Raw genomic sequence first — 23,045 nt, 5'->3', positions numbered from 1 at the left:
CGATCAACGCCCGTCGGGCCCGACCGCCTTGGCCAGTTGTTCGGGAATCCCGTTGACCCGGGTGATTGCGTCCAGCAGCGCGTGAGCGCAGGCTTCGCTCAGGTGACCGGCGTCGGTCTTGGGGTGGATGATCCGCTGCCGGCACACCTCGAAGGTCAACGCCAGCCACCCGTGGATGACGATGCGCAGGTCGCGTTCCACGTCGGGAGGGAGCTCGGTACCCGGGCCGTCGACCTCCATGATGCGGTTCATGATGTGTTCCATCTGACGATCTTTGGCTTCGTCGTCGATGCCGAGTAAGACCGGATCGGAGCGGCCGAGGCCGACGTATGCGGCCCAGGCCGCGTGCGGGTGCTCCTGGTGATACTGCATGTAGGCAAGGACGCCGTCCCGGGTCTCTTCAAAGAGGTTCTGACCTGGTGACGGCAGGGCGTTGGTGGTCTCGAACAGCTGGTCGGCCTGTCCCTTGACGACGGCGGCGAAGAACGCCCTCTTGTCCGGGAAGTAGTGATACATCAACGCTCGGGACACGCCGGCCCGCTCGGCGATCTCGTCGATTCGGACCTCATCGTAGGGTCGTTGGCCGAAGATTTCCGCGCCTAACGCCAGCAACTCGGCGCGGCGGTCGTCCGGAGATAACCGGCGCCGGGGCGTTCGCATAGACCAGATGGTACTTGTCGATCCTTTGCGCTGGCCGTCAACGGTCAGGAAGTCTCTGCAAACTGCTGATCGCCTACGCATCCGTCAATAAACGGCTCTGACACGGTAGTCGCCGCGAAGCCCGCACCGTCTGCCTACCAGCACGTTCGTTAGCTCAGCGAATTAGCGAGCTATCCGCGGTGTGTCTCCAGGCGAGTACTCGGGCAACGAACGGACCAGGTCGCCGGGCTCGCTCAAAAAGGCCGAGGGGCAATAGAATCGCTGACCAATGGACGCCAAAAGCGCTACCGCCCGTCCCAGGCTGAGTCATCGAGTGGGTGCCCTGGTCGACGGTTTCGAAACGCTCGTCTATGCGATCGCCTTCCTGCTGCTGGTGGCGGCTGCGGTCTTGGTGGTGATCGGCGGCGGACAAGCAGTCGTGCAAGCCGCGACCCACAAGGTCCCCACGCTGCAGGGCGGCGTCTTGGTCCTCGATCGTGTCTTGATGGTCCTGATCATCGCGGAGATAGCCGCTACGTTGCGCGCGGTCCTGCTCTATCACGAAATCGCCGCCGAGCCGTTTCTTTTCATCGGACTGATCGCCTGCGTGCGACGGATTCTGATCGTGACCGCGGCAACCGAGCAGGTACACAGCGACAAGGACCTCGACCGTCTCCTGCTGGGGTTGGGTGCGCTGGGACTGCTAGTGATCGGCATCGCTGCGGCAATTTTCTTGGTTCGCTTCAGTGCCCGGCGCGCTCCGCGGGCGGACAGCGACGACGGCTGACCGAGTAGGGGCGGTCCGGCGGCGTCAGCCGAAGTGCACGCCCTGGGCCAAGGGCAACTCGCTGGAGTAGTTGACGGTGTTGGTCGCGCGGCGCATGTAGGTCTTCCAGGCGTCCGACCCAGACTCCCGGCCGCCGCCGGTCTGCTTCTCGCCGCCGAACGCGCCGCCGATCTCGGCGCCCGAGGTGCCGATGTTGACATTGGCGATGCCGCAGTCGGAGCCGTCGATGAAGCGTTCCGCCTCGCGCATATCGGTGGTGAAGATCGCCGACGAAAGGCCTTGGGGTACGGCGTTGTTCAGCGCGATGGCGTCGTCGAGGTCGTCGTAGACCAATGCGTAGAGGATCGGCGCGAAGGTCTCGGTGTGCACGATGTCGGTCTGCGACGGCATCCGCACCACCGCCGGCGCGACGTAGTAGGCGCTCGGGTGGTCCATATCCCGGCGCTGACCGCCGAGCACCTCGCCGCCGTCGGCGCGTGCCTGTTCCAAAGCGCCCACCATGTCGCGGTAGGCCGTCTCGTGGATGAGCGGGCCGACCAGCGTGCCCTCGGCCGACGGATCACCGATCGGCAGCTGCCGGTAGGCGGCGGCGATGCGCCCCACCACATCGTCGGCCACCGAGCGATGGACGATCAGCCGGCGCAGCGTGGTGCAGCGTTGACCGGCGGTGCCGGCGCCGGCGAACACGATGGCGCGCACCGCCAGATCGAGGTCGGCGGATGGCGTGACGACGGCGGCGTTATTGCCGCCCAGTTCCAGCAGCGATCGGCCGAACCGTCGCGCGACCCGGGGTCCGACCTGCTGGCCCATGCGCACCGAGCCGGTCGCGGACACCAGTGCGACCCGCTCGTCGTCCACCAGCTGCTCACCGACCTCGCGGCCACCGGTGATCAGGGCGCAAACACGAGCCGACACCCCAACGTCACTGGCGGCCCGGTCAATCAGCGCCTGGCAGGCCAACGCCGTCAGCGGGGTCAGCTCGGACGGCTTCCACACCACGGTGTCCCCGCAGACCAGCGCCACCGCGGTGTTCCAGGCCCATACCGCGACCGGAAAGTTGAACGCGGTTATCACCCCGGTCACGCCGAGCGGATGCCACGTCTCCATCAGCCGATGCCCCGGCCGCTCGGAGGCGATCGTGCGCCCGTAGAGCTGACGGGACAGGCCGACGGCGAACTGGCAGACGTCGATCATCTCCTGCACTTCTCCCAGCGCCTCGGAGGCGATCTTGCCCGCCTCGATCGTCACCAGGGCGGCGAGGTCGTGCTTGTGCTGGCTGAGCAGCTCGCCCAGCCGGCCAACCAGTGCACCGCGTACCGGAGCGGGAGTGGCTCGCCAGGTGGAAAACGCTTGCGCGGCATCGGCGATGCGGCGCTCGACCTGCTCCGGCGTGGTCTGCTCGAGGGTAAACAGGACGTCGCCGGTGACCGGTGTGCTCGCCGGCAGGCCGTGCCCGCCCGTCCCACCGAGGGCTCTAAGGGTTACGTCGCAGCCGACTGCGTCCAGCGCGCGGCGTGCGCGGGTGCGCAACTCGTCAGTGGTGGTCACGCAAGTGCCTCCTTGCAAAGCGATTCGTAGAGCAGGTACGGGTCGTGAATATGGCGGCCGATCGCCCCGGCCAGCCAATCCACGCTGTATCCGGAGTCGTCGGCGATTCCGGTGGCCGCTATAGTCTCGGTGTCGCGGTCCAGATTGGACCGAAAGATTCCGGCCGCTGAGGCTGGCAGAAAGTCTTCGTAGACAACGGGTTTGGATGGGTCGCCGCTGCGGTAATAGGCCAGCCCCGCAGCGGCCATCTCGTCGTCGGTCGACGGAAAGTACTGGCCCCAGACTTTGGCGGGATCGTCGTTACCAGAAAGACGAGCCATCGCCGCGTCGTAACGCTGCCGGCCCCTGGGCGTCAGTGCCACGCCGCGTGCCTCGACCTCGCCGAAGCGGACCCGCAGCGAGCCGTCGACGACCGTTCCGTCGTCGTTGCGAAACCGGCGTGGTTCGGCGAGGGCGCGAAACGACGTCTGGCGCAACAGCACCGCGGGCCCGTCCCAGCGGGGCGGTCCCTGGATAGCGTCGATCATCGTGACGCCGCGCGCGGTCATCCGCCGGTACAGCTCGTCGATGTCGAGCACCCGCGGCGTCAGGTGATTGATGTGGGTGGACGTGACTCCGGCGATGTCGGCGGCCACCGCGGACACCCGTGATAGCTCGTCATACCAGGACTTGTCGATCGGTTCACCTGACAGCGCGAACGCCGCCACGGCTTGGGCGACAAAGTCATCGGCCTGGTCGGCGTCGCAGCCGCCGTCGGCCGTGATCACCCGGGCCCGGGCGATCAGCGCCGGATCGAACAGTTGGCGGCGTGCCAGGAACGTCTGCACACGAGCGTTCAGGTCGGCGTCGAAGAAACGTGCATCCCTGAGCGCCAGCATCGATGTGAAAACCCGAAACGGGTTGCGCGCCAACTCTTGCGCGTCGATGGGCCGAAACGCGGTGGAGACCACCGGAACCGGTGAAACGGCGTCGCGCAGGTCGTAGTAGCCGACCGGGACCATGCCGAAGGCCGAGAACAGGTCGGCGACAGCGGCCAGCTCGTCGGGCGTGCCGACCCGGATCGCGCCGTGCCGCTCGGCGGTAACTCGAGACAGCGTGCCCAGCCGTTCGGAGCCCGCATGCCGGGCGGCGTAATCCCTGTTGACCTGGGTGCTGACCTCGACCATCGTGGTGTAGGCAGGCACCTCGCTGCCGTACATGGCAGACAGGCCGGCGGCCAAGAGCTCCCGTAGCCGCCACGTCGGCAACCTTTTGGCACGGCTCAACGGCGATCACCGCTGCGATACTCTCCGGCCATGGCTGAGACGCTCGACGAAATCGACCGGATATTGGTGCGCTCGCTAGTCGCTGACGGGCGCGCGACATTGTCGGAGCTGGCGGCGAGCGCTGGCCTGTCGGTCTCGGCGGTCCAGTCGCGGGTGCGCAGGCTGGAGTCTCGCGGCGTCGTCACGGGGTACTGCGCGCGGATCGATCCCGAAGCGATCGGGCATCTGTTGTCGGCGTTCGTGGCCATCACCCCTCTCGATCCCTCTCAACCCGATGATGCGCCGGCCCGCCTGCAACACATCGAGGCGATCGAATCGTGTCACTCGGTGGCCGGTGAGGAAAGCTACATCTTGCTGGTGCGCGTCAAGTCCCCGCGTGCGCTGGAAGAGCTATTGCAGCAGATCCGGACAGCCGCCAACGTGCGGACCCGCAGCACGATCATTTTACAGACATTTTACGATGCTCGACAATTTGTACCGTAATACATACGGCTTTAGGTCAAGATACCGTAAAAATTCCTGATAGGGTTGACGTCATGACCGGCGTACTGGAACGTACCTTTTTGGCCGATCCGCTACTCGCACCTGACCGGGTCCACGAGGTGCTGGCGCGCAGCATCCTCGTCGACGGCCTGGATTTCGTGCTCGACCTGAATCGCTCGGATGGCTCGTATCTGGTCGACGCCCGCGACGGCCGGCGCTACCTGGACATGTTCACCTTCTTCGCTTCGTCGGCGCTGGGCATGAACCACCCGGCACTGGCTTTCGACGACGAGTTCCGTGCCGAGCTCACCGACGCCGCGGTCAACAAACCGAGCAACTCCGACGTGTACTCGGTGCCGATGGCGCGCTTCGTCGACACCTTTGCCCGAGTGTTGGGCGATCCAGCGCTGCCGCATCTGTTCTTCGTCGACGGCGGTGCACTGGCGGTGGAGAACGCGCTGAAGGTGGCGTTCGACTGGAAGAGCCGGCACAACGAAGCGCGCGGCATCGACCCGGAGTTGGGCACCAGGGTGCTGCACTTGCGTGGGGCGTTTCACGGCCGCAGCGGCTACACGCTGTCGCTGACCAACACCAACCCGGTCACGGTTGCTCGCTTTCCGAAGTTCGACTGGCCGCGCATCGACGCGCCTTACCTTCGACCGGGCGTCGAGATGGACGCGTTGGAAGCCGAATCGCTGCGCCAGGCCCGGGCAGCGTTCCAGGCCTACCCGCACGACATCGCCTGCTTTGTCGCCGAACCCATCCAGGGCGAGGGTGGCGACCGGCACTTCCGACCGGAGTTCTTCGCCGCGATGCGCGCGCTGTGCGACGAATACGATGCGCTGATGATCTTCGACGAGGTACAGACAGGTTGTGGTTTGACGGGAACCGCTTGGGCCTACCAGCAATTGGGCGTTGCACCCGATGTGGTCGCGTTCGGTAAGAAGACACAAGTGTGCGGGGTGATGGCAGGAGGGCGGGTCGACGAAATCGCCGACAACGTGTTCGCGGTGGCTTCCCGGCTGAACTCGACGTGGGGTGGCAACCTCACCGATATGGTCCGGGCCCGGCGCATCTTGGAGGTCATCGAAGCCGACGACCTTCTCGAGAACGCCGCCGCTGCGGGCCGCTACCTGCGGGCGCGCCTCGACGAACTCGCCGACAACTTCCCGACCGCCGTGCTCGACGTCCGCGGTCGCGGCTTGATGTGCGCGTTCAGCATGCCGACGAGGGCGGGCCGCGATGAGGTGCTCCGCCGACTGTGGAAAAGCGGGGTGATTGTCCTGCCCAGTGGTCCAGTCAGCGTGCGTTTCCGGCCGGCCCTGACCGTTTCACGCGCCGAGATCGACGAGGCGGTGGCCGGCCTCCGCGACGTCCTGACGGAGTTGGTGTCAACGTCGTTTTAGCGGCCGCCGCACTGTGCGGGGCCGCCGACGATGGTGGCCCAGGAGGGTAACGAGGGAGCAGTTGTGGGTTTAGAGTTGCCTGATCATGGGGTATACGGGTGTGGCGCGTGTGACGGCACGCGCAAAGAGCGTTTCCATCGGCCGGTGATTCACCAGCAGCCGGAGGCACGATAGAGGTTCAGGAGATGCAGACACAACGTCACCGCTCAGGAGGCGACCGCCTTGGGCGTGAAGACAGCGAGGTGCATGCCGCCATCCGGTTCGCGGTTCTGGCCGCGGTCGCCGGACTGGCGTTCGTGGTCGTGGCCGCGGTGTGGGCCAGCACCTGTACAGGCGCGATGGCCATCGACACCGTCGCATGTGGCGCCCCCCAGCGGACAATCCTGGCGTTCGGTGCGCCGGTCATCCTGCTGGCCGCGGGCTGCGGGGCATTTGTGCGCACTTATCGCATCTGGCGCGACTACGGCACCTGGTGGGCGTGGCAGGGTGCCGGCTGGTTTCTGTTGATGCTGATGCTCCTCACGCTCACAATGGGCGCACCCATCATCGCCGGACCTGCTCTGGCTGGTTGACCGGACTCTCGGCAATTACTTCCGCGCCGTCTCCGGGCGTTCTACCGTGGTAGATACGGCCCGAAGGGCTAGGAGAGGGGACGCAGTCATGGGTGACACCTATCGTGACCCCGTCGACCATGTGCGGACGACGCGGTCACACGCGGGCGAGTCGATGATCGATGTGTTGCGCTGGCCCGGCTATCTACTCGTCGTGGCCGGCGTGATCGCCGTCGTGGGTTGTCTGGCGGCCTTCGGGACCGGGCACCAAAGCCAGGGCATGACCACAGGTGTCGTCGCCGTCGGGACGATGACGTTCGGTCTGGTGTGGCTGGCGGTCGAGCACCGGCGAGTGCGCAGAATCGAAGACCGCTGGTACGACGCACATCCCGAGGTTCCGCGCCAACGGCCCGCAAGCTGACGAGCCGAGGGCCGACACCGCTTAGTGGTTACGGAGCTTCGTAATCAGCTTGTCCTTGGTCAAGTGCGAATAACCGGCAATGCCAAGCTGTTTGGCCCTCTTTTTGAGTTCTGGGACAGTCCAGTCTTGATACGAGCCGGACTTCCCACCTGACCTGCCCACGCGGGAACGGCCGCGCGCGGCAGCGGCGTTGGAGATCCGAGCGGCCTTTTCCTTGGTGTCTCCTTGCTTGCGCAACTCCTGATAGAGCTTCTCGTCTTTGATTGACGGATTGGGCATCGCAACCTCCTTCGCATGCTTTGGTGTTGCTGTTTTTCCCCGCCCGGCACCGTGCCAAACGCTGGAGGTTTTATTCGCCGAGGCTAGTGGGTATCTGCTCTACACCATGATGAGCTTGAAAGCGGCCGCCGCTGTCCCGGTATCCCGGTCATCCGAACATCGGCGACAGGATCACGAACGCAATAACGTAAACGGCCGCGGCAACCAATACGAGCACAGCCAGCGTGATAACGGCGATAATCGCGACACGCCGAAGGCGGCGGGTGCGCTGAATTTCGGTCGTCTCGCTCGCGTCCATGCGACTTGGAATACCCGGCGGCGATCATGACTAACTGGCTTGAGCACAAGGGTAGTCTCGGTCAAACACTGCCGGAGGGCCCCATGACCGCTGCTGAAAAGCCTCAGAAGAACCAGCAACGCGGTGACCGCGCTGTCGAGCTGCGAGTTGCCGCGCGGCTGCAGAATCTGGCGGTGCTGCGCACACTGGTCGGGGCCGTCGGGACCTTTGAGGATCTCGATTTCGACGCGGTGGCCGATCTGCGGCTGGCGGTCGATGAGGTGTGCACCCGGTTGATTCGCTCCGCGACTCCGGGTGCGACGCTGGCCATCGTGGTCGATCCGCGGGACGACGAATTGGTGGTCGAGGCGTCAGCGACATGTGACAACTACGACGTAGTGACGCCGGGCAGCTTCAGCTGGCATGTGCTGACATCGCTGGCCGACGACGTACAGACCTTCCACGACGGTCACGAATCCGCTGGCGGGCACGGTATCTTCGGCGTCACGCTCACGACCCGACGGGCGGGCCTCCGCAGGTGACAGTGCGAGCTGTCGGCGGTTCTGCATCTCGTCCCAACGAATACGCTGACGTTCCGGACATGTTCCGTGAGTTGGCGACTCTCGACGCCAACTCGTCGGAGTTCCAGCGCCATCGGGACAAGATCGTTGAGCGCTGCCTGCCGTTGGCCGATCACATCGCGCGGCGTTTCGAGGGTCGCGGGGAACCGCGTGACGACTTGGTCCAAGTGGCACGCGTCGGACTGGTCAACGCTGTTGCCCGCTTCGATGTCGATACCGGCTCCGACTTCGTCTCGTTTGCGGTGCCCACCATCATGGGAGAGGTCCGCCGGCATTTCCGGGACAACAGCTGGTCGGTCAAGGTTCCACGGCGTCTGAAAGAACTGCACTTGCGGCTCGGCACGGCGACCGCCGACCTTTCCCAACGGCTGGGCCGAGCACCGACCGCCTCCGAACTCGCCGAAGAACTCGACATGGACCGGACGGAGGTTATCGAGGGGCTGGTGGCCGGTAGCTCCTACAACACCCTGTCCATCGATAGCGGTGGCAGCAGCGCCGGCGACGACGAAGCACGAGCCATCGCCGACACGCTCGGCGATGTGGACGCCGGTCTCGAGCGGATCGAGAACCGCGAGGCGCTCCGTCCGCTACTCGACGGATTGCCGGAGCGTGAACGAACCGTGTTGGTGCTCAGGTTCTTCGAGTCGATGACGCAGACGCAGATCGCCGAGCGGGTTGGCATTTCGCAGATGCACGTCTCGCGGTTGCTGGCTAAGTCGCTAGCGCGGCTGCGGGACGAGTTGGAATAGCCGGCGCGGCTTTTCGTTCTCGTCGAGGATGTCGGGCACCGACTCGGCCACCGGCAGCGCGCTGTCAGGGTCGCAAATACGTAGCAACCGGGAGACTGCCTTACCTGGCAGCATGGCCCAGTGCACACCGGCGCCCGCGCACCCGATATTGATGGTGTGCAGCGCCGAAAAGCCCGCCGTTCCAAAGAATTCCAGGCCGCTGAGGTTCACAATTACCGACTTGGAATGAGCCGCGCAGCGCTGAACGTAATCGGCGAGCTGATTGGCGTTGGATGCGTCGAGCTCGCCGTGTGCCGTAATGACAACGAACGACGGGCCCCACTCAGCCGTGAAGCGGGCACTGTGGTTTTCCCACGGCTCCGACGGGATTGCGGCATCGGTTCCGAGAACCGGGGAAGCCGAATTGGGGTGTCTCATGGCAAACATCAGGTGACTCCATCAGTCGTCAAGCAATCTGTGGATCACGTCAAGCGGTTGGCCCCGCACGCGGAGAGAAGCCGGGAGTACTGGCCTCCCCCTACGTCAATTAACGTTGTTCCGGGCGGCTGTGAACTCAACCTTCTTCGAACAGTACTCCGGCCGCAGAGGGCCGACAACGACCTGAGGGCGTTTCTAAGAAACCCCGTTCAGCGCGGCAGCGAATCGCCGCACGGACTCGCCGAACGAAGGTCCAACTCCGCAAAGGTCTACTTGATCTCGGCGAGAACCGTGCCCTGGGTGATTGGGGCGCCCGCCTCCACCGCCAGTCCGGTGATGATGCCGTCTTTGTGCGCGGTGACCGGGTTTTCCATCTTCATCGCTTCCAGGACCACCACCAAATCACCAGTGGCGACCTCTTGGCCCTCTTCGACGGCGACCTTAACCACGGTGCCTTGCATCGGTGCGGTGACCGCGTTGCCGGAGGCGGCGGCACCCGCGTGCGCCCCGCGCTTGCGCGGCTTGGGCTTCTTCCTGATGACACCGGCCGCGTCGGACCCACCGCCGTTGGATAGCGCCAAGTCGCCGGGCAGCGAAACCTCGAGCCGTCGACCACCGACCTCGACCACGACTTTCTGCCGCGGCCGGGCGTCGGCCTCATCGTACAGCGGCTCCGTGCCGGTGAAGGGTTCGACGGTGTTGTTCCACTCGGTCTCGATCCAGCGGGTGTGCACCGAGAAGCCGTTGTCGTCGCCGATGAACGCCGGGTCGGACACCACCGCACGGTGGAACGGGATGACCGTGGCCAGCCCTTCGACGTGGAACTCGTCGAGCGCCCGGCGGGAGCGTGCCAACGCTTCGTCGCGGTTGGCGCCGTACACGATGAGCTTGGCCAGCATCGAGTCGAATTGCCCGCCGATGACCGAACCGGCTTCGACACCGGAGTCCAGCCGGACACCGGGCCCGCTTGGCGTCTCGTACTTGGTGACCGGCCCGGGTGCGGGCAGGAAGCCGCGTCCGGCGTCCTCGCCGTTGATCCGGAATTCGATAGCGTGCCCACGCGGTGTCGGGTCCTCGGTGATGTCCAGCTTCTCGCCGTTGGCGATCTTGAACTGCTGGAGCACCAGGTCGATGCCGGCGGTCTCCTCGGTGACCGGGTGCTCGACCTGCAGACGGGTGTTGACCTCCAGGAACGAGATCAGACCGTCCTGGCCGACCAGGTATTCGACCGTCCCGGCGCCGTAATAGTGGGCCTCTTTGCAGATCCGCTTGGCAGATTCGTGGATCTCCTTGCGCTGCGCGTCGGTCAGGAAAGGCGCGGGTGCCTCTTCGACCAGCTTCTGGAAGCGGCGCTGCAGCGAGCAGTCGCGGGTTCCGGCGACGACGACGTTGCCGTGTTTGTCGGCGATCACCTGCGCCTCGACATGGCGGGGCTTGTCCAGGTAGCGCTCGACGAAGCACTCGCTGCGGCCGAACGCCGCGACCGCCTCGCGGGTCGCCGACTCGAACAGTTCGGGGATCTCCTCGAGGGTGCGGGCCACCTTCATGCCACGACCGCCGCCACCGAAGGCCGCCTTGATCGCGATCGGCACGCCGTATTCCTTGGCGAAAGCGACCACCTCGTCGGCGTCTTTCACCGGGTCGGGAGTTCCGGGCACCAGCGGGGCCTGCGCGCGGGCTGCGATGTGCCGCGCGGTGACCTTGTCGCCGAGATCGCGGATCGACTGCGGGCTGGGCCCGATCCAGATCAGGCCGGCGTCGATCACCGCCTGGGCGAAGTCGGCATTCTCCGACAGGAATCCGTAACCAGGATGGATCGCGTTGGCACCGGACTTCTCGGCGGCCTCCAGGATCTTGCCGAAGTCCAGGTAGGACTCCGCCGAGGTCTGACCGCCCAGTGCGAATGCCTCGTCGGCCAGCTTTACGTGAGGAGCGTCGGCGTCGGGCTCGGCATACACCGCCACGCTGGGCAGGCCGGCATCTTTGGCCGCGCGGATCACCCGCACCGCGATCTCACCGCGATTGGCGACAAGAACCTTGGAGATCGTCGAGCTGGCGTGACTAGGCACTGCGCCTCCTGCATTGCTGAACACTTCTCACGTGTCTAAGAGAAATTCTTACAAGTCGTGTCGGGGGAAGTTTAAGCGCCGCGCCGTGGGCGATATGACCCGGTGCCCACTTCAGCCGGACTCGCGCAACCGCCGCTTGATGCGCGCCAGCATCGCCGACATGCCACGCAGCCGCAGCGGGCTGATCAAAGCGGCCAGGCCCAGCTCGGTGTAGAAATCCTCCGGCACGGCCAGGATATCGGCGGCGGGCTGCTCGTCGAGGCCGGCGGCCAGTATCGACGCGAAACCACGCGTGGTCGGTGCTTCGGCCGGAGCGCTGAAGTGCAGCCGCACCCGGTTGACGTCGCCGGCGTCGACGTGCAGAAACAGCGGCGACTGGCATTCGGGCACCGGCTCCATCGCCGCCTCTTCCAGGTCGGCGGGCAATGCCGGCAGATCATCAGCAAACTCCAGCAGCAGCCTGAGCTTGTCCTGACCCTGAACTTCGGCGAAGTCGGACACCACCTCGGCCAGCGGTGCGGGCATGCTCATCAGACCGGCACGGCCCCCGGGCTTTCACCGGCGACGATCGGCACCCGGACGGTGTTTCCCCACTCCGTCCACGAGCCGTCGTAGTTTCGTACGCCGGGGATGCCGAGCAGATGTGTCAGCACAAACCAGGTGTGGCTGGACCGCTCGCCGATGCGGCAATAAACGACGGTTTTGTCGTCCGGCCCGATGAACCCGTAGAGCTGCTGCAGCTTGTCGCGACTGCGGAACCGCCCACTGTCGTCGGCGGCCTTTCCCCACGGGATCGAACGCGCTGTGGGGATATGCCCGGCGCGCAGCGCGCCTTCCTCGGGATAGTCGGGCATATGTGTGCGCTTGCCGGTGTACTCATCGGGCGATCGCACATCGATCAAAGGCTCGGAGCCCAGGATTGCCAGCACGTCGTCTTTGAACGCGCGGATCGGTGCATCATTGCGCTGCACAACGGGATAGCCGCTCGACGCCTTGGTCGGAACGTCCAAAGTGGTGTCGCGCCCCTCGGACATCCACAGATCGCGGCCGCCGTTGAGCAGCCGCACATCCGGGTGCCCGAAGAGCGTGAAGACCCACAGCGCATAGGCAGCCCACCAGTTGCTCTTGTCCCCGTAGATCACCACGGTGTCGTCGCGGGAAATGCCTTTGCGGTCCATCAATTCGGCGAACTGCTCGCCGTTGATGTAGTCACGCACCCGGGGTTCGTTGAGGTCGGTGTGCCAGTCGATCTTGACCGCCCCGGGGATATGGCCGACGTCGTAGAGCAGGACATCCTCGTCGGATTCGACGATGGCAAGCCCCGGCTTACCCATGTTGCCGGCCAGCCAGTCGGCAGTCACCAGACGTTCCGGGTGAGCGTAAGCGCTCAGCGTCGGGCTGGGATCTGCTGGTAAAGGCACACTACAAGCCTACCCGTCGGTGAGGCGCCGAGATTGACGGCAGCGCGGAAAGGTCCGGCGAGCGAAGCACTAGCGTCGATCTCGGTCCAGAAGGGGTTCAGCTCACCCGATTCGCCGTCCACAACTCGGCGACCGACAGGCCGACACGTTGCAGCAGGGCTCCGGTCAACGGCAGACTGAGCCCGATGACGTTGGACGGGTCACCCTCGATCCGGTCGACAAACCAGCCGCCCAGGCCGTCCAGCGTGAACCCTCCGGCGACGGCCAATGGTTCGCCGCTGTCGATGTACGCTTCCAAGTCTGCCGCCGTTGGTGTCGCGAAATGCACTGTGGTAGAAGCTGATTCGGACGCGCGCTGCCTGGCGTTGCCGTCGAGCAGCCGCAGCAGGCAGTGCCCGGTGTAGAGCTGGCCGGATCGACCGCCCATCGACCGCCACTGGCTGCGGGCTGCATCGGCTGATGCCGGCTTGCCGACCAGTCGGCCGTCGATGTAGAGCATCGAATCACAGCCAATGACAACACAATCCGCGGCAACCGGGCTGTCCAGGATGGCCGCAACCTGATCGGCCTTAGCCTGGGCCATGATGCGAACGACATCACCGGGGGAGGTATTCGATCCCAAAGCCGCGATGACCGCGTCCTCGTCGACGCCGGAGACCACGACCAGCGGGTCGATGCCGGCCTGCCGCAGCACCTTGAGCCGGCCCGGTGAGGCGGACCCGAGCACCAGCCGGGTCATCGGCGCATGTGCGTCCGTTCCAGCAAGGTGATCTTCTGCCAGCTGAAGACCGGGTAGCGCAGTTTGTCGACGGGCAGGCCCCACCGGTTGTAGTCGGGCGGTCCCGGCTCGCCGCCGCCGCCGGCGGCGCTGCCCAGCACCGCGATCAGCGCGGCCAGCTCCTCTGCGCTCGGCTCGCCCTTGAGCACCTGAATGTGCGGCTCATGCTTTTCGTGCTCCGGCGCCGCACTCTGCGTCTCGTCAGTCTCGTCGCTCACTGGAGCTGGATTGTTCGTCTCGTTTCCGTCACTCACTCGACTCACAGTGGAATGTTCCCGTGCTTCTTGGGCGGCATCTGGGCGATCTTGCGCTCCAGCAGCCGCAGCGCCGTCCCGATGTAACCGCGAGTGTGCGACGGCGGGATGACCGCGTCGACGTAGCCCCGCTCGGCGGCGATGTACGGGTTGACCAGGGTGTCCTCGTATTCCTGCTGCAGTTGCAGCCGCAACGCGTCGACGTCCTCACCGTTTTTCGCGGCCTCGCCTAGCTGCTGGCGGTAGACGAAACCGACCGCGCCGGAAGCGCCCATCACCGCGATCTGCGCGGTCGGCCAGGCGACGTTGACGTCGCAGCCCATGTCCTTGGAACCCATGACGCAGTAGGCGCCGCCGTAGGCCTTGCGGGTGATGACCGTGATCTTGGGAACCGTGGCCTCGCCGTAGGCGTACAGCAGCTTGGCGCCGCGGCGGATGATGCCGTTGTACTCCTGGTCGGTGCCTGGCAGGAAGCCCGGCACGTCCACCAGCATGACGATCGGAATGTTGAAGCAGTCGCAGGTCCGCACGAAGCGAGCGGCCTTCTCCGAGGCGTCGATATCCAGGCAGCCGGCGAAGTGGGTGGGCTGATTAGCGACGATGCCGACCGGGTGGCCGTCGATACGACCGAACCCGATCACGATGTTCTGGGCGTAGCCGGACTGCACCTCGAGGAACTCGTCGTCGTCGAGGATGCGGGTGATCACCTCGTGCATGTCGTAAGGCTGGTTGGCCGAGTCCGGGATCAGGGTGTCCAGCTGGAGATCCTCGTCGGTGAGGTTGTCCTCGATGGCGCCCTCGGGAACGGGCACCGCGTACCGCGGCGGGTCGGTGAAATTATTGGGCGGCAGGTAGCTCAGCAGGTCGCGGACGTAGTCGAAAGCGTCCTGCTCACCGGAGGCGACATAGTGCGCGGTACCCGACTTGGCCATGTGGGTGTGGGCACCGCCCAGCTCCTCCATCGTCACGTCCTCGCCGGTGACCGTCTTGATCACGTCCGGACCGGTGATGAACATCTGACTGGTCTGATCGACCATCACCACGAAGTCGGTCAGCGCCGGCGAATACACATGCCCACCGGCGGCCGCGCCCATAATCAGCGAGATCTGTGGGATGACGCCGGAGGCCAGGATATTGTTGTGGAAGATCTGGCTGTACAGGCCCAGCGAGACCACACCCTCCTGGATGCGGGCGCCCGCGCCGTCATTGATGCCGATCAGCGGCCGGCCGGTCTTGATCGCCAACTCCTGGACCTTGACGATCTTCTCGCCGTACACCTCACCGAGGCTGCCGCCGAACACCGTCACGTCCTGGCTGAAGATGCACACGTCGCGGCCGTCGATGGTGCCGTAGCCGGTGACCACGCCGTCGCCGAGTGGACGCTTCTCGCCCAGCCCGAAGTTGGTGCTGCGATGCCTGGCCAACGCGTCGAGCTCAACGAACGACCCCTCGTCGAGCAGGGCGTAGATGCGCTCGCGGGCGGTCAGTTTGCCCTTGGCGTGCACCTTGTCGACCGCGGCCTCGCCAACCGGGTGCAGCGTCTCCTCCGACCGCGTGCGCAGTTCGGCGAGCTTGCCCGCGGTGGTGTGGATGTCGATGTGGTGCTCGTCTCTCGCCTCGACGTGAGTCTCGGAAGTGCTTGTCATGGGTGCCGATCTTAGCGGTCCCTTAAGTTGCGGTCCGAATGCAGCACCGCGTCTTAGGCTGAGCGCAATGGAACGTGACTCGCTCAGGGCGCCGTTGGACGCGGCGGCGTTGCGCAACGGGTTGGCCGGACCGGGCATGCCGTGGCGTCAACTCGATGTGGTCACCGAAACCGGCTCCACCAATGCCGATCTGATCGCCCGGGCCGAGGGCGGCGTCGACATCGACGGATCGGTGTTGCTCGCCGAATACCAGAACGCCGGTCGTGGGCGTCACGGTCGCCACTGGTCGGCGCCGCCGCGCGCGCAGATCGCCTTGTCGGTCGGGGTGGGTGCGGCGTCGGTTCCCCGGTCGGGCTGGGGATGGTTGCCGCTGGCCACCGGCGTTGCGGTGGCCGACGCGCTGACCGCGGTGTGCGGCGTCGCGGCGGGCCTCAAATGGCCCAACGACGTCCTCGTGGACGGCGGCAAGCTGGCCGGGATCCTCGCCGAGGTCGCGGCGCCGACGCCGGTGATCGTGCTCGGGTTGGGGCTCAACGTGACGCTGACCGCCGACGAGGCGCCGGACCCAGCGGCCACCTCGCTGCTGATGCTGGGGTCATCGGTGACCGATCGAAACGTGTTGGCGCGCCGGATACTTCGCGAACTAGCCGTGCGCATCGATGCGTGGCGCACCGCCGGCGGCGCCGACGCGGCGCTGGTCGCCGATTATCAGCGCTACAGCCTGACCCTAGGTTCTCGGGTGCGGGCCACGCTGCCCGGTGATCGTGAGGTCGTGGGTGCGGCGCAGGCCATCGACGAGACGGGCCGATTGTGCGTCGACACCGGCGGTCAGACGGTGGCGATCTCGGCCGGAGACATCACGCACCTACGCCCCAGCGTTTAAGGTGCCAGCGTGGGCTACCCCGATAACGTGCTGGCCGGCGACGAACAGGTGGTCTTGCATCGACACCCGCACTGGAAGCGGCTGGTTTGGCCGGTCATCGTCCTCATCCTGGCGAGCGCGGCGGCGTCGTTCGGCTCGGCGGTCGTCAACAGCACCAGTTGGGATCCGACCGCCAAAAGAGTCATCTTCGCCGTCATCGGAGCGATCTGGCTGATCGTCATCGGCTGGTTGACCCTGTGGCCATTCCTGAACTGGCTGACCACACATTTCGTGATCACCGACCGGCGGGTGATGTTCCGGCACGGGGTATTGAGTCGCAGTGGCATCGATATTCCGCTGGCCCGGATCAACAGCGTCGAATTCCGCCATCGGCTGATCGATCGGATATTGCGCACGGGCACGCTGATCGTGGAATCGGCGTCACAAGACCCGTTGGAGTTCCACGACATTCCGCGCGTCGAGCAGGTCCACGCGCTGCTGTATCACGAGGTTTTCGACACCCTCGGATCTGAGGAATCGCCGAGCTGATCCAACCGGCTGCGGCGCGACCGCCACGCCCGCATCAGGGTGACCGTACCGTCGCCCTCCTCGAAGTTGTCCTCGAGGACCTCGGCGATCCCGCCGGCGGTAAGGGCCGATTCCAGCGCCTTGTCCTGGGTGCGGCCGACCTTGTCGGGGAACACCCAGCGCCGGAACGCCCAGAAGCGGAACGCCATCTGCAGCAGGTTGCCGATGATGTACGCCGAGATGAAGTCGGCGATGTTCTCCACGGTCAGTGACACGTTCGGCACCCGCAGACCGAAGACGTAGCTGGAGACCCACAACGGCGCCATGCTCAGCAGCACGCCCACGCCGCTGAGCGCAAAGAACAGCAGCGCCTCGTGATGACGCTCCCGACCGCCGCGGTCCCGGAAACTCCACTCCCTGTTCAAGATGTAGGACGCGATGACCGCGACGATGCCGGCGATGACCTTGGCGGTCACCGGCTTGGGCTCCAAGATCGTCAGCTTGAGGGTGTAGAAGATCGCCGAGTCGATCACGAATGTGGTGGCGCCGACGATCGCGAACTTGATCAGTTCGTGATGGCGTTCGGCGAACGGACGGACCGGCTGCGGCAACCGGGCGATCGTGGCATCGGCAAAGGACACAATGTCGCAGTGTACGTATTAACCGTTAAGCGTGCCCAGCTGCGGTGTCACCGCCGGTAAACACCCCGTTCAGCGGCCATGACACCATGATTGCCGTGCCGAGTACCCCCACCGCTGCGCCGTTGGTTGCGATGGTCGGCGGCGGCCAGCTCGCCCGAATGACCCACCAGGCGGCGATCGCCCTGGGTCAAAGCCTGCGGGTGCTGGCCGCCGACATCGACGACCCGGCGGCCCAAGTGAGCCCGGATGTGGTGATCGGGTCGCACACGAACCTCGACGATCTGCGGCGCGTCGCCGCCGGCGCCGACGCGTTGACCTTCGACCATGAGCACGTCCCGACCGAGCTGCTGGAAAAGCTGGTCGCCGAGGGCGTCAACGTCGCGCCGCCGCCGCAGGCGTTGGTGCACGCGCAGGACAAACTCGTCATGCGGCGACGCCTGCAGGCGCTGGGGGCCCCGGTGCCGCGCTACGCCGCGGTCGAAAGCGGCGATGACCTGGACCGCATTGCCGCGTTTGCAGCGCGTGTCGGGGGCCCGATGGTGGTCAAGGCGGTCCACGGCGGCTACGACGGTCGTGGGGTGCGGATGGCGGCCGACCTGCCGCAGGCCCGTGAGATCGCGTCTGAGTATTCAAAATCCGGTGTACCGGTATTGGTCGAGGAGCGGGTCGCGATGCGCCGCGAGCTCTCGGCGCTGGTGGCCCGGTCGCCGTTCGGGCAGGGCGCGGCGTGGCCGGTAGTGGAGACGGTGCAGCGCGACGGCATTTGTGTGCTGGTGATCGCGCCGGCGCCGGCGCTGCCCGACGCCCTGGGCGCCGCGGCCCAGCAGCTGGCGCTGCGGTTGGCGGCCGAACTCGGCGTCGTCGGCGTGCTGGCCGTCGAGCTGTTCGAGACCGTCGATGGGCGGCTGCTGGTCAATGAATTGGCGATGCGACCGCACAATTCCGGGCATTGGACCATGGACGGGTCGCGGACCAGCCAGTTCGAGCAGCATCTGCGCGCGGTGCTCGACTACCCGCTCGGTGACACCGACACCACGGTGCCGGTGACGGTGATGGCCAACGTGCTGGGCGCCGCGCAAACGCCGACGATGACGGTCGACGAGCGACTGCATCACCTGTTCGCGCGGATGCCCGATGCCCGGGTTCACCTCTACGGCAAGGGCGAACGACCGGGCCGCAAGATCGGCCACGTCAACCTGCTCGGCGCCGACACGGCCGAGGTGGCAAACCTGCGTGAACGCGCCGAACGCGCGGCACACTGGTTGTCACACGGGCAGTGGACAGACGGATGGGATCCGCACGGCCGCGGCAGCGACGATGCAGATGGGAGAGTGCGATGAGGTGGGGGCACCTCCCGCTTCGCGGGGGAGAGCGGCGCATATGACCGAGCAGGCGCGCGTCGGCGTGATCATGGGCAGCGACAGCGATTGGTCGGTGATGGCCGACGCGGCCGACGCACTGGCCGAGTTCGACGTTCCCTACGAGGTCGGCGTGGTCTCGGCGCACCGCACGCCGCAACGGATGCTCGACTACGCGCGAAGCGCGGCCGACCGCGGCATCGAGGTGGTCATCGCCGGTGCCGGCGGCGCGGCCCACCTGCCGGGCATGGTGGCCTCGGCGACGCCGCTGCCGGTGATCGGCGTCCCGGTGCCGCTGGCGCGGCTCGACGGTCTGGACTCACTGCTGTCCATCGCGCAGATGCCGGCCGGGGTGCCGGTGGCCACGGTGTCGATCGGCGGCGCGCGCAACGCGGGCCTGCTGGCGGTGCGCATTCTGGCGGTTTCGGATCCAGCGTTGCGAGACCGGATGGTCGCGTTCCAAGATCGACTGGCGCGGTCGGTGCTGGCCAAGGATGCGGCGCTGAACGAACGTCAAGGTAAAGTTACCGGCGAGTAGCAAGGAGGCCGTATGTCTGGGTGGGCGGGGAACCCCTCGTTTGATCTGTTCAAGTTGCCTGAGGAGCATGACGAGCTGCGGGCGGCGATCCGTGCCTTGGCCGAAAAAGGAATCGCTCCCTACGCGGCCGAGGTCGACGAGGAGTCCCGGTTTCCCGAGGAGGCGCTGGCGGCGCTGAACGCAGCGGGCTTCAACGCCGTCCACATTCCCGAGGAGTACGGAGGTCAGGGCGCGGACTCGGTGGCCACCTGCATCGTGATCGAAGAGGTGGCGCGCGTCTGTGCGTCGTCCTCGCTGATCCCGGCAGTCAACAAGCTGGGTACGATGGGTCTGATCTTGCAGGGTTCGGAGGAGTTGAAGAAGCAGGTGTTGCCCTCGCTGGCTTCCGACGGGGCGATGGCGTCGTATGCCCTGAGTGAGCGCGAAGCCGGCAGCGATGCGGCGTCCATGCGGACCCGCGCCAAGGCCGACGGAGACGACTGGATCCTCAACGGGGCCAAGTCCTGGATCACCAACGGCGGCAAGTCGACCTGGTACACGGTGATGGCGGTGACCGACCCGGACAAGGGCGCCAACGGTATCTCGGCGTTTATGGTCCGCAAGGACGATGAAGGCTTCAGCGTCGGGCCCAAGGAAAAGAAGATGGGTATCAAGGGCTCGCCCACCGCCGAGTTGTACTTCGAGAACTGCCGCATCCCGGGCGATCGGATCATCGGTGCGCCCGGCACCGGCTTCAAGACGGCACTGCAGACCCTCGACCACACCCGGCCCACTGTTGGTGCGCAGGCCGTGGGCATCGCGCAGGGCGCGGTGGACGCCACGATCGCTTATACCAAGGACCGTAAGCAGTTCGGCAAGTCGATCTCCGAGTTCCAGGGTGTGCAATTCGAGCTCGCCGATATGGCGATGAAAGTCGAAGCGGCTCGGCTGATGGTCTACACCGCCGCTGCCCGCGCCGAACGCGGCGAGCCGAATCTCGGATTCATCTCCGCGGCCGCAAAGTGCTTCGCCTCCGACACCGCCATGGACGTGACCGAGTCGGCCGTGCAACTGTTCGGCGGCGCCGGCTACACCACCGACTTCCCGGTCGAGCGGATGATGCGTGACGCCAAGATCACCCAGATCTACGAAGGCACCAACCAGATTCAGCGCGTGGTGATGTCACGCGCACTGCTCCGCTGATTGGCATTGCGCTCGGCCGTGATTCGTTGATGCCGATCGGCGGCTCTTGTTCGCCCACGCCGAGGCATCATCGCGCCGCGATCGCTGCACTCGCGGGCCCTCGAAGTCGGTAAGTCGAGCTTGCCCGTCGGCACGCACAAATCCGGGACGAGCAGCTTGCTGCCCGGGACCGTGCGATAAGTGTGGCCGGACGGTGAGGTCCAAATCACGCTGCCATCGGGCAGCTGATTATCGCGCCAGCCGGTGGCGCCGCTCCAAAATGTCTTGAGCAAGTGACGCTACCTAGCGCGATGAAGTACACTCTTGCTCAATGACCACAGAAACCGCCCCCCACCAGGGCACACCAGGAACCATCGTCAGAGCCGGGCGTTACTGCCGCATCTCGTCTGACCCGCGCGAGCGCCGGGCAGGCGTCGACCGCCAGGCCGAGGACACTGCCGCGCTGTGCGATGTGAAGGGCTGGGAGGCCGCCGGGCTGTACGTCGACAACGACACCTCGGCATCGAGCGGCAAGGCGCGGCCCGAATGGGACAGGTTGCTTACCGATATCGCCGACGGGAAAATCGACGCTATCGCCGCGTGGGACCAAGACCGTGGTTGGCGCATGATGGCCGAACTCGAAACGCTGCGCGCATTCTTTAACGGCCTCGGTCGAAAAATCCCGCTCGCCACGACGGGCCAGGGCGACGTTGACCTATACACGCCGACGGGCGTCCTCGCCGTCCAGATTAAAACCGCCGTGTCCGAGCATGAGATTGCCATGCTTAAGGTTCGCATGTGCCGGGCCGCGCGGCAAAAGGCGGAACGCGGATTGCCGCAGTGGCGCAACGCCTTTGGGTACAAGGCTGATGGGAGCCGCGAGCCTGACCCGATAACCGGGCCGCTGGTGGCGAAGATGTACCGGGACTTACTGGCCGGGGCGAGCTTCGCTGATATCGCGCGGGAGTGGACAGCTGCCGGGGTCAAGACACCTCGCGGCGTCGAATGGACAGCCCCAATGATTGCCGCCCTTGCCCGCAAGCATCGCAACGCCGGACTACGCAGCCACAACGCCAAGCGGGCCGTAGCGCGTCGTGAAGATGTAGTCGCCGAAGGCAATTGGCCGCCGCTGGTCGACCCGGCGACGTTTTGGGCGGTGCAGGACACCCTCGACACCCGCACCCGGCGCAAGCCCCGCCGCCCTGTCCGGCAATACCTGCTCAGTGGTTTGATGCGCTGCGGCAAGTGCGGCGGCAGTATCACCGGCTGCCCCGACGGCGACGGGACGCGCCGCTATGCCTGCCGCAACGCTAAGTGCCGGGGCGTGTCACTGATGGCCGCCGACGGCGAGGCTGTGGTTACCGGCGCTGTGGCCGCCTATCTTGCGCGGCCCGGTGCGGTCGAGCTGCTCACCGACACAAGCCTCGATGACGCCGAGCGGGAGGCGTTGCGCGCCGAGCTGGCCGCGCTGCATACCCGCCTCGACGGGCTGGCACAGGATTACGCCGACGGGCTGCTCGACGGGCGGCAAGTCAAGGTTGCCTCGGACGGTATCCGCCAGAAAATCGCCGCCGCGCAGCGCCGCCAGCAATCCGAGACACAGACAGCCGTATTCGACAGGCTGGCAATCGGTACGCCGGAAGTGGCCGCCGGGCTGTCAGCGTTGACACCAGACCGTTACCGCGCCCTGGTCGAGCTGCTCGCCGTTATCACTGTGATGCCAGTGGGCAAGGGGCGGCACGTATTCGACCCGCGCCGTATCCGATTCGACTGGCGCACGTAGCCGCTCAAAACTAGAAACACGTTTCGAATATCCCGCAGTCAGCGTCAACGAGAAGCGGGTGGCGACCGAAGGTCCGAGGAGTACCGCTCCTGTTCAAATGAACAAGAGCGGTCGGACGGAAGCGGCTCGGCCCGCTCCAAAGTTGCCGAAGGATTAGGCATCTCGGAATCCGCCTGGCAGCGATTGCATGAAGTGGACGAGGCAACCCGCGCGGGCGGGATATTTTGCGGCCTGGTTGCGGCCCCGTAACCCTGAACACGACACAAGAGAGGCCCATTAATGGCCCCCACCAAACGCAGTATTTTCGGCGCGCCTAATCCGGCGGAAAACCACCTCGCGCCCGTTGGCACAAGCGGCTTAGGCGGCGACACGTCGCTAAGCGCACGCGGCACCGACGCGGCACCCTGAATCGCCCTGGTTCCGATGGAGGCTTGGGCTGTTGGATTTCGACCAGGCGTTGGTCGTTCCGTTTCGTTGCGTAGAACGTGGCTTCGAACTCTGCTGGTGGTATGTCGTTGAGGTAGCCGTGGAGGCGGCTGGTGTTGTGCCAGTGCACCCAGCTCAGGGTGGCCAGTTCGACGTCTTCGACGGTTTTCCAGGGTC

At 65.7% G+C, this 23,045-nt stretch carries 25 protein-coding genes and 2 pseudogenes; 13 read left to right on the top strand and 14 right to left on the bottom strand.

Annotated elements, in window-relative coordinates; genetic code table 11:
- Positions 1-3 precede the first annotated feature (3 nt).
- Complete coding sequence (locus ACLQI9_RS32885) at positions 4-660, bottom strand: TetR/AcrR family transcriptional regulator (RefSeq protein WP_442381461.1); 657 nt, start codon at positions 658-660, stop codon at positions 4-6.
- A 268-nt stretch (positions 661-928) separates the two neighbouring features.
- Here ACLQI9_RS32885 and ACLQI9_RS32880 point away from each other — a divergent pair, with 268 nt between their 5' ends.
- Positions 929-1,426: a phosphate-starvation-inducible PsiE family protein gene (locus ACLQI9_RS32880; RefSeq protein ID WP_442381459.1), complete on the top strand. Its 498-nt coding sequence runs from the start codon at positions 929-931 to the stop codon at positions 1,424-1,426.
- A gap of 24 nt (positions 1,427-1,450) precedes the next feature.
- On the opposite strand, the gene amaB is transcribed toward ACLQI9_RS32880, so the two are convergent.
- Entirely contained in the window at positions 1,451-2,974 is a 1,524-nt protein-coding gene (gene amaB, locus ACLQI9_RS32875; protein WP_442381457.1) for an L-piperidine-6-carboxylate dehydrogenase, read from the bottom strand.
- Entirely contained in the window at positions 2,971-4,239 is a 1,269-nt protein-coding gene (hglS, locus tag ACLQI9_RS32870; RefSeq protein ID WP_442381455.1) for a 2-oxoadipate dioxygenase/decarboxylase, read from the bottom strand. Before hglS ends, amaB begins: the two co-directional genes overlap by 4 nt.
- A gap of 30 nt (positions 4,240-4,269) precedes the next feature.
- On the opposite strand from hglS, the gene ACLQI9_RS32865 reads away from it, so the two are divergent.
- From ACLQI9_RS32865 to usfY, 4 genes are all read left to right on the top strand, one after another.
- Positions 4,270-4,722: an Lrp/AsnC family transcriptional regulator gene (locus tag ACLQI9_RS32865; RefSeq protein ID WP_442381453.1), complete on the top strand. Its 453-nt coding sequence runs from the start codon at positions 4,270-4,272 to the stop codon at positions 4,720-4,722.
- A 53-nt stretch (positions 4,723-4,775) separates the two neighbouring features.
- Complete coding sequence (lat, locus tag ACLQI9_RS32860) at positions 4,776-6,128, top strand: L-lysine 6-transaminase (RefSeq protein WP_442381451.1); 1,353 nt, start codon at positions 4,776-4,778, stop codon at positions 6,126-6,128.
- 185 nt (positions 6,129-6,313) lie between these two features.
- Positions 6,314-6,700 (top strand): hypothetical protein, encoded by a 387-nt coding sequence (locus tag ACLQI9_RS32855; protein WP_442381449.1) that lies wholly within the window; start codon positions 6,314-6,316, stop codon positions 6,698-6,700.
- A gap of 88 nt (positions 6,701-6,788) precedes the next feature.
- Positions 6,789-7,100 (top strand): protein UsfY, encoded by a 312-nt coding sequence (gene usfY, locus ACLQI9_RS32850; RefSeq protein WP_324441264.1) that lies wholly within the window; start codon positions 6,789-6,791, stop codon positions 7,098-7,100.
- Positions 7,101-7,121: 21 nt separating this feature from the next.
- Here the strand turns inward: usfY and ACLQI9_RS32845 are convergent, their stop codons facing one another.
- Positions 7,122-7,379 (bottom strand): DUF7218 family protein, encoded by a 258-nt coding sequence (locus tag ACLQI9_RS32845; RefSeq protein ID WP_324441267.1) that lies wholly within the window; start codon positions 7,377-7,379, stop codon positions 7,122-7,124.
- Between the two features lie 148 nt (positions 7,380-7,527).
- Complete coding sequence (locus ACLQI9_RS32840) at positions 7,528-7,677, bottom strand: hypothetical protein (RefSeq protein ID WP_442381447.1); 150 nt, start codon at positions 7,675-7,677, stop codon at positions 7,528-7,530.
- Positions 7,678-7,760: 83 nt separating this feature from the next.
- Here ACLQI9_RS32840 and ACLQI9_RS32835 point away from each other — a divergent pair, with 83 nt between their 5' ends.
- Positions 7,761-8,198, top strand: coding sequence for an ATP-binding protein (locus tag ACLQI9_RS32835; RefSeq protein WP_442381445.1), 438 nt, complete (start codon positions 7,761-7,763; stop codon positions 8,196-8,198).
- Complete coding sequence (locus ACLQI9_RS32830) at positions 8,195-8,986, top strand: RNA polymerase sigma factor SigF (RefSeq protein WP_442381443.1); 792 nt, start codon at positions 8,195-8,197, stop codon at positions 8,984-8,986. The genes ACLQI9_RS32835 and ACLQI9_RS32830 overlap by 4 nt, the downstream gene beginning before the upstream one ends.
- On the opposite strand, the gene ACLQI9_RS32825 is transcribed toward ACLQI9_RS32830, so the two are convergent.
- From ACLQI9_RS32825 to ACLQI9_RS32795, 7 genes and pseudogenes are all read right to left on the bottom strand, one after another.
- Positions 8,957-9,403: an STAS domain-containing protein gene (locus tag ACLQI9_RS32825; protein WP_442381493.1), complete on the bottom strand. Its 447-nt coding sequence runs from the start codon at positions 9,401-9,403 to the stop codon at positions 8,957-8,959. The two genes, ACLQI9_RS32830 and ACLQI9_RS32825, sit on opposite strands and share 30 nt — an antisense overlap.
- A gap of 269 nt (positions 9,404-9,672) precedes the next feature.
- Positions 9,673-11,472, bottom strand: a complete 1,800-nt coding sequence (locus tag ACLQI9_RS32820; protein ID WP_442392883.1) for an ATP-binding protein — start codon at positions 11,470-11,472, stop codon at positions 9,673-9,675.
- A gap of 111 nt (positions 11,473-11,583) precedes the next feature.
- Positions 11,584-12,003, bottom strand: coding sequence for a SufE family protein (locus ACLQI9_RS32815; protein WP_442381439.1), 420 nt, complete (start codon positions 12,001-12,003; stop codon positions 11,584-11,586).
- Positions 12,003-12,893 carry a sulfurtransferase gene (locus ACLQI9_RS32810; RefSeq protein WP_442381437.1) on the bottom strand — a complete coding sequence of 297 codons (891 nt, stop codon included), beginning with the start codon at positions 12,891-12,893 and terminating at the stop codon, positions 12,003-12,005. The genes ACLQI9_RS32815 and ACLQI9_RS32810 overlap by 1 nt, the downstream gene beginning before the upstream one ends.
- A 97-nt stretch (positions 12,894-12,990) precedes the next feature.
- On the bottom strand, positions 12,991-13,632 hold the full coding sequence (locus tag ACLQI9_RS32805) for a Maf family protein (protein ID WP_442381435.1): 642 nt from the start codon (positions 13,630-13,632) through the stop codon (positions 12,991-12,993).
- Positions 13,629-13,940, bottom strand: a pseudogene (locus ACLQI9_RS32800) (acyl-CoA carboxylase subunit epsilon); the annotation flags it as partial. The pseudogene ACLQI9_RS32800 and the gene ACLQI9_RS32805, both read right to left, overlap by 4 nt.
- Positions 13,931-15,571 (bottom strand): acyl-CoA carboxylase subunit beta, encoded by a 1,641-nt coding sequence (locus tag ACLQI9_RS32795; RefSeq protein WP_442381433.1) that lies wholly within the window; start codon positions 15,569-15,571, stop codon positions 13,931-13,933. The pseudogene ACLQI9_RS32800 and the gene ACLQI9_RS32795, both read right to left, overlap by 10 nt.
- A 67-nt stretch (positions 15,572-15,638) precedes the next feature.
- On the opposite strand from ACLQI9_RS32795, the gene ACLQI9_RS32790 reads away from it, so the two are divergent.
- Together ACLQI9_RS32790 and ACLQI9_RS32785 are read left to right on the top strand one after the other, a co-directional pair.
- Complete coding sequence (locus ACLQI9_RS32790; protein ID WP_442381431.1) at positions 15,639-16,454, top strand: biotin--[acetyl-CoA-carboxylase] ligase; 816 nt, start codon at positions 15,639-15,641, stop codon at positions 16,452-16,454.
- A 9-nt stretch (positions 16,455-16,463) separates the two neighbouring features.
- A complete protein-coding gene (locus ACLQI9_RS32785) occupies positions 16,464-16,982 on the top strand; it encodes a PH domain-containing protein (RefSeq protein WP_442381430.1) in 519 nt (172 codons plus the stop codon).
- On the opposite strand, the gene ACLQI9_RS32780 is transcribed toward ACLQI9_RS32785, so the two are convergent.
- Positions 16,937-17,602, bottom strand: a complete 666-nt coding sequence (locus ACLQI9_RS32780) for a GtrA family protein (RefSeq protein WP_442381428.1) — start codon at positions 17,600-17,602, stop codon at positions 16,937-16,939. The genes ACLQI9_RS32785 and ACLQI9_RS32780 overlap by 46 nt on opposite strands.
- Before the next feature lie 86 nt (positions 17,603-17,688).
- On the opposite strand from ACLQI9_RS32780, the gene ACLQI9_RS32775 reads away from it, so the two are divergent.
- The 4 genes from ACLQI9_RS32775 to ACLQI9_RS32760 all read left to right on the top strand — a co-directional run bounded on the left by ACLQI9_RS32775 (position 17,689) and on the right by ACLQI9_RS32760 (position 22,442).
- Positions 17,689-18,942, top strand: coding sequence for a 5-(carboxyamino)imidazole ribonucleotide synthase (locus ACLQI9_RS32775; RefSeq protein ID WP_442381426.1), 1,254 nt, complete (start codon positions 17,689-17,691; stop codon positions 18,940-18,942).
- Positions 18,943-18,982: 40 nt separating this feature from the next.
- Complete coding sequence (purE, locus tag ACLQI9_RS32770) at positions 18,983-19,498, top strand: 5-(carboxyamino)imidazole ribonucleotide mutase (RefSeq protein WP_442381424.1); 516 nt, start codon at positions 18,983-18,985, stop codon at positions 19,496-19,498.
- A 12-nt stretch (positions 19,499-19,510) separates the two neighbouring features.
- The gene (locus ACLQI9_RS32765) at positions 19,511-20,680 is read left to right on the top strand and encodes an acyl-CoA dehydrogenase (RefSeq protein ID WP_442381422.1); all 1,170 of its coding nucleotides are present in this window, start codon (positions 19,511-19,513) and stop codon (positions 20,678-20,680) included.
- Positions 20,681-20,990: 310 nt separating this feature from the next.
- On the top strand, positions 20,991-22,442 hold the full coding sequence (locus ACLQI9_RS32760; RefSeq protein WP_442381420.1) for a recombinase family protein: 1,452 nt from the start codon (positions 20,991-20,993) through the stop codon (positions 22,440-22,442).
- Between the two features lie 439 nt (positions 22,443-22,881).
- Here ACLQI9_RS32760 and ACLQI9_RS32755 read toward each other — a convergent pair.
- Positions 22,882-23,045: pseudogene (locus tag ACLQI9_RS32755) on the bottom strand (IS3 family transposase); the annotation flags it as partial.

The sequence above is a fragment of the Mycobacterium sp. genome (genome assembly GCF_052143115.1).
Classification (GTDB): domain Bacteria; phylum Actinomycetota; class Actinomycetes; order Mycobacteriales; family Mycobacteriaceae; genus Mycobacterium.
This window is presented reverse-complemented; position numbering and strand designations above follow the sequence as displayed.

Excerpts from the sequence above, each read along its gene's own strand:
- ACLQI9_RS32880 (WP_442381459.1), top strand. The coding sequence starts at position 929 with ATGGACGCCAAAAGCGCTACCGCCCGTCCCAGGCTGAGTCATCGAGTG.
- usfY (WP_324441264.1), top strand. The coding sequence starts at position 6,789 with ATGGGTGACACCTATCGTGACCCCGTCGACCATGTGCGGACGACGCGG.
- ACLQI9_RS32760 (WP_442381420.1), top strand. The coding sequence starts at position 20,991 with ATGACCACAGAAACCGCCCCCCACCAGGGCACACCAGGAACCATCGTC.
- lat (WP_442381451.1), top strand. The coding sequence starts at position 4,776 with ATGACCGGCGTACTGGAACGTACCTTTTTGGCCGATCCGCTACTCGCA.
- ACLQI9_RS32790 (WP_442381431.1), top strand. The coding sequence starts at position 15,639 with ATGGAACGTGACTCGCTCAGGGCGCCGTTGGACGCGGCGGCGTTGCGC.
- ACLQI9_RS32855 (WP_442381449.1), top strand. The coding sequence starts at position 6,314 with ATGCAGACACAACGTCACCGCTCAGGAGGCGACCGCCTTGGGCGTGAA.
- ACLQI9_RS32805 (WP_442381435.1), bottom strand. The coding sequence starts at position 13,632 with ATGACCCGGCTGGTGCTCGGGTCCGCCTCACCGGGCCGGCTCAAGGTG.
- ACLQI9_RS32835 (WP_442381445.1), top strand. The coding sequence starts at position 7,761 with ATGACCGCTGCTGAAAAGCCTCAGAAGAACCAGCAACGCGGTGACCGC.
- ACLQI9_RS32765 (WP_442381422.1), top strand. The coding sequence starts at position 19,511 with ATGTCTGGGTGGGCGGGGAACCCCTCGTTTGATCTGTTCAAGTTGCCT.
- purE (WP_442381424.1), top strand. The coding sequence starts at position 18,983 with ATGACCGAGCAGGCGCGCGTCGGCGTGATCATGGGCAGCGACAGCGAT.
- ACLQI9_RS32865 (WP_442381453.1), top strand. The coding sequence starts at position 4,270 with ATGGCTGAGACGCTCGACGAAATCGACCGGATATTGGTGCGCTCGCTA.
- ACLQI9_RS32775 (WP_442381426.1), top strand. The coding sequence starts at position 17,689 with ATGATTGCCGTGCCGAGTACCCCCACCGCTGCGCCGTTGGTTGCGATG.
- ACLQI9_RS32885 (WP_442381461.1), bottom strand. The coding sequence starts at position 660 with ATGCGAACGCCCCGGCGCCGGTTATCTCCGGACGACCGCCGCGCCGAG.
- ACLQI9_RS32795 (WP_442381433.1), bottom strand. The coding sequence starts at position 15,571 with ATGACAAGCACTTCCGAGACTCACGTCGAGGCGAGAGACGAGCACCAC.
- ACLQI9_RS32845 (WP_324441267.1), bottom strand. The coding sequence starts at position 7,379 with ATGCCCAATCCGTCAATCAAAGACGAGAAGCTCTATCAGGAGTTGCGC.
- ACLQI9_RS32840 (WP_442381447.1), bottom strand. The coding sequence starts at position 7,677 with ATGGACGCGAGCGAGACGACCGAAATTCAGCGCACCCGCCGCCTTCGG.
- ACLQI9_RS32815 (WP_442381439.1), bottom strand. The coding sequence starts at position 12,003 with ATGAGCATGCCCGCACCGCTGGCCGAGGTGGTGTCCGACTTCGCCGAA.
- ACLQI9_RS32825 (WP_442381493.1), bottom strand. The coding sequence starts at position 9,403 with ATGAGACACCCCAATTCGGCTTCCCCGGTTCTCGGAACCGATGCCGCA.